At 42.0% G+C, this 11,881-nt stretch carries 14 protein-coding genes; 13 read left to right on the top strand and 1 reads right to left on the bottom strand.

Annotated features, from left to right (window positions below; translation table 11 throughout):
- Positions 1–133 precede the first annotated feature (133 nt).
- The 7 genes from FE296_RS22675 to FE296_RS22645 all read left to right on the top strand — a co-directional run bounded on the left by FE296_RS22675 (position 134) and on the right by FE296_RS22645 (position 7,073).
- The gene (locus FE296_RS22675; RefSeq protein ID WP_150366431.1) at positions 134–1,258 is read left to right on the top strand and encodes a GntR family transcriptional regulator; all 1,125 of its coding nucleotides are present in this window, start codon (positions 134–136) and stop codon (positions 1,256–1,258) included.
- A 372-nt stretch (positions 1,259–1,630) separates the two neighbouring features.
- Positions 1,631–2,932 (top strand): ABC transporter substrate-binding protein, encoded by a 1,302-nt coding sequence (locus FE296_RS22670; protein WP_150366430.1) that lies wholly within the window; start codon positions 1,631–1,633, stop codon positions 2,930–2,932.
- A gap of 70 nt (positions 2,933–3,002) precedes the next feature.
- Positions 3,003–3,938 (top strand): carbohydrate ABC transporter permease, encoded by a 936-nt coding sequence (locus FE296_RS22665; protein WP_150366429.1) that lies wholly within the window; start codon positions 3,003–3,005, stop codon positions 3,936–3,938.
- Between the two features lie 14 nt (positions 3,939–3,952).
- On the top strand, positions 3,953–4,789 hold the full coding sequence (locus tag FE296_RS22660) for a carbohydrate ABC transporter permease (RefSeq protein ID WP_091015157.1): 837 nt from the start codon (positions 3,953–3,955) through the stop codon (positions 4,787–4,789).
- A 704-nt stretch (positions 4,790–5,493) separates the two neighbouring features.
- The gene (locus tag FE296_RS22655) at positions 5,494–5,739 is read left to right on the top strand and encodes a DUF3024 domain-containing protein (protein ID WP_486187798.1); all 246 of its coding nucleotides are present in this window, start codon (positions 5,494–5,496) and stop codon (positions 5,737–5,739) included.
- Between the two features lie 48 nt (positions 5,740–5,787).
- On the top strand, positions 5,788–6,432 hold the full coding sequence (locus tag FE296_RS22650; RefSeq protein WP_150366427.1) for a DUF3885 domain-containing protein: 645 nt from the start codon (positions 5,788–5,790) through the stop codon (positions 6,430–6,432).
- Between the two features lie 161 nt (positions 6,433–6,593).
- Complete coding sequence (locus FE296_RS22645) at positions 6,594–7,073, top strand: hypothetical protein (RefSeq protein WP_150366426.1); 480 nt, start codon at positions 6,594–6,596, stop codon at positions 7,071–7,073.
- Between the two features lie 53 nt (positions 7,074–7,126).
- Here FE296_RS22645 and FE296_RS22640 read toward each other — a convergent pair whose 3' ends face one another.
- Positions 7,127–7,729, bottom strand: a complete 603-nt coding sequence (locus tag FE296_RS22640) for a hypothetical protein (RefSeq protein ID WP_150366425.1) — start codon at positions 7,727–7,729, stop codon at positions 7,127–7,129.
- Positions 7,730–7,870: 141 nt separating this feature from the next.
- Between FE296_RS22640 and FE296_RS33530 the strand changes: the two genes are divergently transcribed.
- The 6 genes from FE296_RS33530 (at position 7,871) to FE296_RS22610 (ending at position 11,881) form a co-directional block, all read left to right on the top strand.
- Positions 7,871–8,596 (top strand): hypothetical protein, encoded by a 726-nt coding sequence (locus FE296_RS33530; protein ID WP_223869002.1) that lies wholly within the window; start codon positions 7,871–7,873, stop codon positions 8,594–8,596.
- A gap of 55 nt (positions 8,597–8,651) precedes the next feature.
- Entirely contained in the window at positions 8,652–9,374 is a 723-nt protein-coding gene (locus tag FE296_RS22630) for a HEAT repeat domain-containing protein (protein ID WP_150366424.1), read from the top strand.
- Positions 9,375–9,397: 23 nt separating this feature from the next.
- Positions 9,398–9,994, top strand: coding sequence for a chloramphenicol phosphotransferase CPT family protein (locus tag FE296_RS22625; protein ID WP_150366423.1), 597 nt, complete (start codon positions 9,398–9,400; stop codon positions 9,992–9,994).
- A 94-nt stretch (positions 9,995–10,088) separates the two neighbouring features.
- Positions 10,089–10,304 (top strand): hypothetical protein, encoded by a 216-nt coding sequence (locus tag FE296_RS22620; protein WP_150366422.1) that lies wholly within the window; start codon positions 10,089–10,091, stop codon positions 10,302–10,304.
- Between the two features lie 120 nt (positions 10,305–10,424).
- On the top strand, positions 10,425–10,703 hold the full coding sequence (locus tag FE296_RS22615) for a hypothetical protein (protein ID WP_150366421.1): 279 nt from the start codon (positions 10,425–10,427) through the stop codon (positions 10,701–10,703).
- Between the two features lie 137 nt (positions 10,704–10,840).
- Positions 10,841–11,881: an ABC transporter substrate-binding protein gene (locus FE296_RS22610; protein ID WP_150366420.1), complete on the top strand. Its 1,041-nt coding sequence runs from the start codon at positions 10,841–10,843 to the stop codon at positions 11,879–11,881.

Below are 11,881 nucleotides of genomic sequence, written 5' to 3'. Positions count from 1 at the left end.
CTGTACAATCATCAAGCCTCTAGGAGACACTCGACCTTCTTCACGGAACACCACAATCCCATCCGGTAACTTTGCGAATTACTTCTTGTGTAATATACTTAGTATATTAATATTATGATGTCAGGGTGGTTTTGTGGAATTGCATTTATACGAGCAGATATATAGCTATATTGTACAAGAGATTAAAGAAGGTCGTTTAAAAGAAGGTGACCGAGTCTCTTCTGAAAAAGAGTTGGCTGAAAAATTTGGCGTCAGTCGTATTACATCTAAAAAGGCTCTGGAGAAATTGGCAGATTCTGGGGTTATTAAACGAATACAAGGAAAAGGTTCATATGTAGCCGATGGTATCATTGGAGGACAAGAACCGAAGCATTATTCAGAGGTAAGAACAACTTTGGTTCCTGAGGACGATAAGCGGTTGATCGGATTTATTATACCGAATTTTTCTGACGAGTTTGGCCTGCAACTTCTTAGATCGATGGAAAAGCGGAGTGCTGAGCATAATTATCAACTCATTATCAAGCGAACTTGCGGGGATCGGGATGAGGAAAAACGTGCGATTGACTTATTTATTGGTTTAGGCATCAAAGGATTAATCGTGACCCCCATTCATGGTCAACACTATAATTCTGAACTGCTTCGACTTGTATTAGATCGGTTTCCAATTGTTTTGGCTGATAGATATCTAAAAGGAATTCCGGTTTGTTCGGTATATACAGACAATAAGAAAGCAGCCATGGATCTTACGCGTCATCTGATTAGCAAAGGTCATAAAAAAATTGCCTTTTTATCTCCGCCGGAAGAGAACACTTCAACATTGGAGGAAAGGCTGCTCGGATATACGTTTGCCTTCACCCAGGAAGGAATGAATTTGAACAAAAACTATGTATTGACGAACTTGAAGGGCACCCTTCCCAAGAACATAAATGGAACAGCGATTGAAAGTGATAAAGAAACAGTAAAGCACTTTTTGAAACAACACCCTGATGTAAAGGCGTTTGTCGCATCGGAATTTCTAATAGCTACCATGCTGGCTCAAGTCATCCACTCGATGGGGAAATCTCTGGAGGAATTCGAGATCGTTTGTTTCGACTCCCTGAACGATCACCTGGGTCAACCCATCTTCACTCATATTAAGCAGGATGAGAAGCAGATGGGTGAATTGGCAGTGGATATGTTAATCTCTCAATTGCATGGAACAGCAGTTCCCGAGCTGAACATTATTAAACATCGTATGGTCGTGAAAAATAACGGGTAGGGTCTATACAAGTGCAGCTAAACAAAAGCAAGGATATTGTTCAAAGTGTCGAGAAGTCCCGAGGGGCTTTTCGGCACTTTTTTTGATATCAGACATATGAAACGTCGATTTCTATATCTAAATTAAAGCCATACATCATGAATAGGGATGTCGTAATATTGCAATTGACATGTTTTATGATGTCATATTAATATACTCAGTATAACTAGTGGGCTCCTATAACAAATTCACGGTGTTCATCATTTTCTGATTTTAATAGTTCATATCACCAAAGTTGTTAGCGCTTACATAAGTTGTGGATGATCAGAAAATGAAGTGGATTCTATAGGAATTCAAGTTAAACGAATTCATTTAACTTAAGGGGGACTTTGAATGAGGAGATCCAAAAGATTCGCATTTCCAATTCTTGTTTGCTTTCTGGTTATGTTACTGCTTGTAACGGCTTGTTCAACGAAGGGAGGCTCTAGCGACCAGGCCGGAGAGGGGATTACAACGGTTACGATGTGGCATGGTCTTACCTCCATTGATTTAGATAATATGAATAAAGTCGTGAAGGCATTTGAAGAGAAAAACCCTACAATCAAAATGAATTTGGTTTATACAGAATCCAACGAGGGATCCGACCAGAAGCTGCTGACTGCAGTCGCAGGCGGCAATCCTCCTGACGTTGCACTTTTCGATCGGTTTAAGGTCGGTACTTGGGCTGCGCAAGGTTCTCTGACTGACTTATCCTCGATGGCAGCAGAATCCGGAATACGTAAGGAAATGTATTATCCATTTGCATGGGAGGAGTCCAGTTATCAAGGAAAGCTTTATGCAATACCGATGGATACGGACTCTCGCCTGCTATTTTACAATAAGGATCATTTCACAGAAGTAGGGTTGGATCCCAACAAACCACCACAAACGATCGCCGAGCTTGAGGCGGCCGCCGATAAGTTAACCATCAAGGAAGGTAAACGGTTCAAACGGATTGGGTTCATCCCATGGTATTCGCAAGGCTGGCTGTATACTTGGGGATGGGCATTTGGGGGAGAATTCCAGGATGCTGCCACCGGCAAAATTACCGCAAATGATCCTAAAGTCGTTGAAGCGCTGCAATGGATGACAGACTTCGGCCAAAAATACAATGTCGAGGATATCGCCGGATTCACAAGCGCAGCTGGCTCGGAGGAAATGGATCCGTTTATTTCCGGTCAAGTCAGCATGAAGATAAGTGGAAACTTCACGGTGAAGGGTATCGAAAAATTTAAGCCGGATTTAAACTACGGTGTTGCACCCATACCGACCCCAACAGGTACTAATTTTACGACATGGTCGGGAGGCGGTTCCGCTATTATCCCTAAAGGCGCCAAGAACGTCGCTGCTGCTTGGAAATTCCTCGAATTCTTAGGGAAAGAAGAAGGGCAAACGTTATTAAACGCTGACTCTCAAATTTCCGTTATCGATTCGGTTAACGACAAATACGGTTACAAGGACGATCCGATTATGAAGGAATTTATTAATATTTTGCCCAATTCACATAACCGCCCGGTTATTCCTGAAGGACAACTGCTGTGGAATGAGTTAGCTTCCGCTACGGAAAAGGCTACCCGCAGTAACGGTACTCCGAAAGAAAACCTGGATAGAGTAACAGAGACTGTTAATAAGGCTTTAGAAAAATACGACAAATAGGGTGCTCGGTAGGCAGGGAGCGAACTATCTCCTTGCCTATTCATGAATGACAATTGGAAGGAGAATGTACATGGCGAAACTGGCCGATCCAGTTCAAGTAAAAGCAATTCCATCGGCAAGGAAACGAGCACTCCACAGAACTAACGTGATTGGGTGGCTGTTTGCTTCACCTTGGGCTATAGGGCTGCTATGCTTTTATGCAATTCCCATGCTAATGTCCATCTACTTCAGCTTCACTACTTACAGCATTCTACAGCCGGGTGAATTTATCGGAATGAATAATTATAAAGAGCTTTTTCATGATCCTCTGTTTTGGAAATCCATATACAACACGATTTATTTTACGGTATTTTTTGTTCCATTAAGTATATTTTTCGGTGTGGCACTCGCTATGATGTTGAATATGAAGGTCAAGGGTATGGCTGTATTCAGAACGATCTTTTTCTTACCTACTCTCGTGCCACAAGTGGCTCTGGCTGTTCTGTGGATGTGGCTGTTACATCCAAACTTCGGATTGGTGAACGGGATGTTAGCGAATATCGGTATCGATGGGCCCGCTTGGCTTGGTGGTGAGTCGTGGTCCAAGCCCTCTCTCATTCTGATGTCGCTTTGGGGTATTGGGCAAGCTGTCGTTATCTACCTTGCTGGATTAGGAGACATCCCTGAGGAGTACTATGAAGCGGCGCAAATCGATGGAGCTAACTGGTTTCAGAAAACGAGAAAGGTAACCCTGCCTTTGCTCACTCCCGTTATTTTCTACAACCTTGTCATGGGAATGATTGGTGCATTCCAACAGTTTACTCTTCCCTATACGTTGACCAAAGGGCAAGGAACTCCTGCAAATTCCATGACTTTTTACGTCATGTATTTATATGAGAACGGATTCAGGTATTTCAAAATGGGTTATGCCTCCGCAATGGCCTGGATCTTATTTATTATCGTTATGGCATTAACCGGAATTATTTTTATTACGTCTAAACGCTGGGTTCATTATCAAGGGAAATAAGGAGGAAGTAAGGGATGAATCCTACCGCTATCAAAAGAATCAACCGTGCGTTAGCCTATGTATGTCTAATTGTTGCTTCTGCATTTTTCATGATTCCGTTCATTTGGCTGCTTTCGACTTCTCTTAAACCACTCACACAAATCTTTACATTCCCACCAGAGTGGATTCCGCGTCCAATTCTGTGGAGTAATTATTCCCGTGCTGTTGAGTACATCCCTTTCTGGACATATCTGAAAAACACGGCGATTATAACTATCGTTAGTACGCTTGGTGTAATCATATCCTGTCCCTTGGTTGCATATAGTTTTGCCAAGTTAGAGTACCGTGGGAGAGGTTTACTTTTCTTTGTTACCCTTGCTGTTATGATGATCCCCGGACAGGTGACCATGATTCCTCTATTCCTGTTGTTTACTAAATTAGGTTGGGTGGGAACACCTCTTCCACTGATTGTACCCCAATTTTTTGGAGTGCCCATTTACATTTTTCTGTTGCGGCAATTTTTCATGGGACTGCCTGATGCCCTGCGTGAAGCGGCCCGCTTGGACGGCGCTAGTGAGTTCCGCATATATTTACAGATCATGTTTCCACTAGCCAAATCCGCCGTATTAGCCGTGGCATTGTTTCAATTTATGGGGAGCTGGACTGATTTCATGGGCCCCTTGCTATATTTAACCAATGAACCATCTTACACGGTTTCGCTCGGATTGCAGCAATTTCAGAGTCAAAAGGGATCCGAATGGGGTCTATTAATGGCCGTATCCACCTTGATGACATTACCAATTATTGTTTTGTTCTTTTTTCTTCAAAAGACGTTTATTAGCGGCATTACCTTTAGTGGTATAAAAGGTTGAACATCATTTCTATGAATGAAGCACTAGCGATGCGAAACCCCAGGGATGTTAGGACGGAGCATTCCGCGACATGAATCGGCTGTTATGGACCCACAGGTATCACTGGCATTATCGATCAGATCGCTCAGGCTCTGTTGGCTTGAGAGGCAGCTTTTAGATGAGGAGAATCCAGCTCGTGGTCTGTTCCCTAAGTCGTAAATGATTAGCATAGCCCCATTGTTAAAATTGTAAAATCGAAAGAAAACGTTATGCTGCACCTATGGGGTGCAGTAGCGTAACAAAAGCTGCATGGCCGATTGGCTTATGTAGCAGGAGGAAGCGCCACGACGATGAAGTCGCGGCGCTTTTTTGCGGGCATCACGGCGTAGCTATCGTGATGCACCAAGTGTTGCCATCATGCAAATGTGCTCGTGATGGCAGCATGAGCACCGCGCTAATGCACGCGGTGCAACCCCATGAGGTGCTGCCCATTGGGCGCAGCACCTCATCCTGACGCGGCTTGCCATTGCATAAGCCGCGCTCCGTTTCACCTTTTACAACACTAAAAGCATCATTTAAATCGGAGAAAACAACATGATATAATCAAAGCAAAACGGATCAAGGCAGGAGAGTTAGAGAGCATGGATGATTTTACGAAGAAACGAATTCAAAAGATTATGGAGCATTACACCGAGAAGGCTGTACCCGAGCATGTGTAAAGTCAGATAAAGATTAGTTATAAAATCAGAGGACAACATGTGACGTTGATTGAGGAAAGACAAACCTTTCAAAGTGATCAATGGGTACAGATGCCGGTAGCACAGTTCAGATTGGATGAGAAGGCATGGACAGTGTATTGGCAAGACAGTAAAGGCAAATGGCATTTCATCGATGATATCGAACCGAACGAAGATTTTGAAACTCAACTCAAGATCGTTGACGAAGGTCATAACGGAATGTTCTGGAGTTAATTTTTCATATGTCAAATCGGCAACTATTGAAGAGATGGAGGCCACAGAATGGATCTGAAGACGTACCTGGCAGAGCATTTTCCAAACCTGACCTTAGAACCGCCTCATTTTTATAATTGGGATGTTGCAATACGATTCGAGCTTGGCAATCCTCTGATGTTTGGAATGAATACGGAGCATTACATGGAAGAAGTTTATCATCGATCAATTGAATTATTTAAGGCTCTTCATGATCAAGAAGATGAAGTCCTATTCATAACTCAAGCTTATTTTGCAGATAAGCCTAAACACAAAGTGAAGAAATTGAACCTGTACAGGAAATATATCAAGAAGAAAGGGCCGATTAGAGTCTTGAGCCTTGAGATAATTCCAGGTTTGGATTGTGAATCGGATGACATCTCAGACCCAAGAAACAACATGTATAGGTACTGGACTAAATGTAGAGTTGAGGACTTGAAATATAATCAGTTAATCAAAGCTATATGTAATCATGATGTTGGAATTAAGCCAAAGATTTATCATAGGGTGTATTTCATTAATATAAGTAAGAAAACGATATTTCATATCTATGATGATAGAGGTTGCGATGTTATTTCAGCATCAAGGGAAGCGCTAGTGGATATCTATACAGAATATAACGATTGGATTCTAGATTATGATCGAGACAGAATTAACAATGTATTTCTAGGATAATGCGGGAAAACCTGAAATTCAATCGATTATAATCCCGAATGGAATGGATGATCGATGATCCAAGACAGTATTCGGATGTTGATCGAGCAGGGATAACGTAGTGTTTGAAACACTGGTTTGAAAAGAACTTAAAGAGTGTCCAGATGTAAGGAGTAAGGATTATGTATAAAAAAGAGAAGAAGTCTATCATTGTTTTGATTGTACTTGCTGTAGTTGTATTAGGAGTTATATGGTACCTAAAAGTAGGCTATCTATTAAAGAAACCGGAGATGCCCGAAGCAAATATTGCAATTCAGACCCAAATGGTCAATGGTGGTGCGATCAGTTTACGAAATGCTGATTACACGGAAAATCAAATCAAGATTGGATATGAAGTGAAAGGATTCAGTTTGGAGGAATATAATATTGCTTGTGAGCTTTATCATGACGGACATTTGATTTCAACTTCTGGCTCAACAGGTGGAGGTTTAATAGAACTGAATGAAAAGCATCATTACTTCATTGGTCATGAGAATATAACTGAAATGAATCTTCCTGAATCTATACATCTAAATGTGAAGATTAAAGTGATACCCAATGATTTTAGACAAAAATCGATAACTTCATCATTTGGCGTTAGTCTGGATAAAGAAGTGAAATAGATTAAAAGAGGGCAGCTATGTCTGCAAAGGGATGATTGTTGCATGATGAAACCTCAATTCAAAGTGTACTTCTTCATCACAGAGTCCCGGAAAGTTTCGTATTCTGATAATGCTTGTGCGGTGGAGGAATGAGGTACACTATATTGAGTTATCCCTTCAAGGCTGAATTTACCTAAGTTATCGTTGATTAATCCATAGTCGCCATAGGAGTTTCTCAGCAGAAAGAGCACACTTGTATCACCCTTCTGCAGTTCTACATAGTCATTAGCTGTATATTTGACGTCTCCTTCCAGGCTAACGGGTTCGATGATTGTCAATTCGTTCTGATCCGAAGGGAAATCGTCGGGTTTCTTCAATATCTTTTCAATCTTGATGTTTGTGTTGGTGTGAAAGGATTGCATGGTCCCATCATCAAATGCAGTAATAACATGCTCTCGATCTCTGAAATCTTCTGTTGCATAACCAATAACGATCAGTTCAGCAAACGCATCCAGCTTATCTATTTCATGAAATGTTAAGGAGTTGGCTGAAAGGTTGACGACTTTATGAATGGGCACGTCCGATTTCGATTGACCATTTACGTAAGCGATTGCACCAGCAGAGATAGCCAATACGAATAAAGAGACTAGTACATACTTCTTTTTGAAAAAAGACATGACCTCATCCTCTCTGTTAGATTTAGTATATTGAAAGTATTTTGCTTCATTTCTACTATACACATATTTGAAAATTATTGTGAATTGGTTGTACCAAACTAAAAGTGGTAAAGCGGTGGAACAAACGAGGAGATGGTACGAATGGATCAACAAGAATATGGCCGCTATTTATTATCGATGGGCGGAGAAGATATTGAGCGAGAAGATGATGAACAGGTTGAGGCAGACCATCTCTACGGATTTTTTCAATGGTTTATGCCATCGGGAGCAGGGATTGAACGTGTGTTTGAGCCGATTCCAGAGGGCCAGTGTTTTCTGGACAGAATACGTCTGATCTATGAGATGTTGAATCCAGAGGAATTCGCTGGCGAATATGTGCCGGGTTATTTCAATGGTGGAAATGAGGATGCTTCCGAGGAAACGCTCCGTGGTCTAGGGGAAGAACTAATTCAAAGATTGAAGAGTCTGTTCTCCATGGTGCCGGAGGATGATGAACTAGCAGACGTAGCTAAGAAAGCATACGGGGCTTTGGCGTGTGTAAAGGAAGTGGTTGCACTACCACCAGGGGAAATTAGCAAGTTAGAACAAGGACTGATTCAAGGCACGGATGAAGAGGATAGCGAGGTCGTTTACGAAGCACTTGGTGACCTACTTCGCTCACGCAAAGATTACAATGAAGCTATCGAAATATTGAGCGAAGCCTACTATTCCATCGCTTGCGATTATTGGGTAGCCTATTACTTGCAATGGCCCCGTTATCAAGGTTTGCAAGAGGCGGAAAACTGCTTATATCCATACTTTGAGCTATACTGCTATGGCTATAATCTTCATTGGACACAAACGAAGCTATACATTGGTAAACGCTAAAACGTTACGATTGTTTGTATGATTGATATGGTATGAATTGTGGAGGGGACAAAATATGTTTGCTGATCTATTTAACAGACGCGGTATTACTTTACCTGCTACAATCGTTGAGGAGTTAGAAGTTCATCTTCAGAAACAGAAGGATTACAAGTTTTTTCTCCGATTAATGCAGCGCGACGAGATCGTTGAATCATTGGATGACATGGCTGGAATAGAGGTGTACCACAATATGATTCCTTTATGGACAGATGATCATTCGAACTACATAGGCTTACATGTGGAAGGTGCATGCCAGTACAGGATAAGTTATATCAGCCATGAGGAGACGGATATAGCTCCAGCTTATAGAAGTGCAGGCTCATTCATACGTGAACTGGAACGAAATCCTCATCAGGATTGGGATGAATTGAAGAAAGACTATCCCAGCGATATTGAACTTAGTAGAGATCAAATGAATGAAGACTTAAGTTGTATTCATGAATTGAACGATGTAATTGAGTCTGATCCACGATTAAATGAGGATGTTCGTTGTCAGTACATTTATTGCATTATGGCATTAACCCCGCAAAGCCATCTGGATTCTCTGATGAAATATATAGATGATGAAGATATGTATGTTCAAGAGAGAGCATGCCAGATTATGGGGTTCCATCGTTACACGCCGGCTAGAGAAAAATTAGTAGAAGTCTCCAAAAAAGGAATGCATAATGGGAAACTAGCGGCCAAACGAGCATTAGCCAAAATGAGAGAACAACGAAAAGAAAATAAGATAAAATAAATCTAATGATAAGGGTGATCGATATGGAAAAAGGACTCATTATATTTTTGAACGGAACATCAAGTTCGGGGAAAACAAGCATCGCGATGGAAATGAAGAATCAGGGAGACATTCCGTTTCATCATCTATCTGTAGATCAATTTCTGCATAATTATGATCAATTCATCGACACTACATATCCAGATATCAAACCAACAAGAGAAGTGGAACACCATGTGATGACAGATATCCTGTTCGACCCCATCAATTCGTTGTACTGTGCAACCATTAAGCTGTTTTCGGAGATGGGTTTGAATGTCATCGTGGATACGGTCATCAGCAATGACAAGTGGTTTAACGGTTTTTATGATTTACTATCGGATTATCCGATTTTGTTTGTAGGTGTGCAGTGCTCGAAAGAGGAACTCACCAGAAGAGAGCAGAGCAGGGGAGATCGCGAGATTGGACTTGCCCATTCCCAGTTCGACTACATCTACTCTTATGATGAATATGATCTGGAAGTGAATACGGAAGAGCTTAGCTCAGCTGCATGTGCGGAAAAGATATTAAGTTATATCAAGTCCGATCAAGAATGCTCGGCATTGAAGAAGTTAAGCAGAAGAGAGGTAAAAACATCGTAAAAGAAATGAATTCAAGGCCAAGGCTGGTAAGCTGGCGTTTTGATGATGAGGTTAGGTCGGATCAGCCGAAGAATGGAATTGGATAGAGATCACAATGGTTTTCACAGATGGTTCCAGACGATGGAGCATCTTATATACACCAGAACGTTTGCTAAATAATTTGTCTCGACTGGATATTGACCCACCAGGACTTCATATGCAGCAACTGATTGTTGTTAGAAGCTATGAAGTGGATGACATTGAGAGAGTGTTGAACGTTTTTGATGAAGAAGATAAATTGATCGAGGCATCAAAGGAATATCCAGAGTAGCTTTGAAATGATGAGTTCTATATAAGATGTGTTAATGCATGTTGGAAGGTTGTCTGATTCTCTATGGAATAGATTCCTCTTTTTAATTTTATAATTTTTGTGGACAAGGAGGGCAACGCAATGAATCCAGAAGACCATATCCAACATATGTTGCAGGTGATCATCGATAAAACACAATCCATCATTAAGGATAGCAGTAAACAATCCTTTGGCTCACTGGAATATTTCCTGGGACATATTTTAGAGTATAGGGATGGACAGCAATACATGTCTAATGAGTGGCATATCCGCACACCGCGCTGGCTGGGGGAGTATGGAAATACACCGGAGGAAGAAGAGCTTCTTTCGGATATCTACCGATTGCAAGCATACATTGCAGAAAAGTTAAAGGGCGGATAAGCGACTCGCGATGTCGCATTAGTACGACTGAAATGTCGCAAAAGTACATGGTAACCCGATGCGGAGATCGTATATACTCTCTTTATGTTTCGATAATGAAAATCATTATCAGTATTATACATAAGGGGGATTTACAAATGAAACAAGGAACAAAGGGGCAAGCAGCCGGAACCAAAGGCTATGCTGCTCACAAATCACGATTACTCATGGGCTTGATGTTGGCCCTGATTCTTGTATTGACAGCTTGCGGTGCTGCAGCAGGTACAGATAGCGGTAAGCAATCTGCAGCAACGCCAGCGGAGACACCTGCGAATGCGGAAACGCAGACGGACGGAGCTTTTCCCGTAACGATCAAGGGTATGAAGGGTGACATCACTCTAAAAGAAAAACCACAGAAAATTGCAGTGCTTGATGTTAAGTTTCTGGATCAGATGTTAGCGGTTGGCGAGAAGCCAGCAGGTAGTGTTATCGCTGGAGGCAACACTGATTTCCCAGAATACTTAGGCGATCAACCGAGTGGCGTACAGGTTCTGGGTACACGGGACGAGCCTAACCTGGAAGCGATTGTTGCACTCGACCCAGATCTGATCATCATGACCGACTTCCAGGAGAAACAGTATGAAAGTGTAAGCAAAATTGCACCTACCCTCGTACTCGATTTCTACGAAGACTGGCGTGATACGTTAGCTACGGTTGCCCAAGTTACAGACAAGCAGGACGAGGCAGAGAAAGTGCGCACAGCGTATGAAGACAAAATTGCCGGGCTGAAGACAAAATTGTCAGAGAAGCTGGGTGATGAAACAGTGGCGATCATTCGTCCACGAAAAGAAGGAATTCGTGTTCACGGTATTGAGCATCGCATTGGCGGTATTATGTACAATGACTTGGGGCTGAAAATGCCTGCTCTGGTACAGGAGATTAATGAAGATGGTTCAGTAGAAATCTCGATGGAAAAAGTGCCTGAGATCGGGGCAGATCGTTATTTTGTCCTGTCAGATGAGCTGTTTGCGGCAGAAGCCGAGGCTATGCTGACTAATCCAGTGTGGAAATCCCTCGATGCTGTAAAAAATAACCTTACGTATGACGTGAACTCAACACTTTGGATCGCTTATTATGGACCGCTTGCGATTAATCTGATTGTAGATCAGGCAGCGGAAGCCCTGCTCGGATCGAATTAA

The sequence above is a fragment of the Paenibacillus sp. UASWS1643 genome, assembly GCF_008693195.1.
GTDB lineage: Bacteria > Bacillota > Bacilli > Paenibacillales > Paenibacillaceae > Paenibacillus > Paenibacillus amylolyticus_B.
This window is presented reverse-complemented; position numbering and strand designations above follow the sequence as displayed.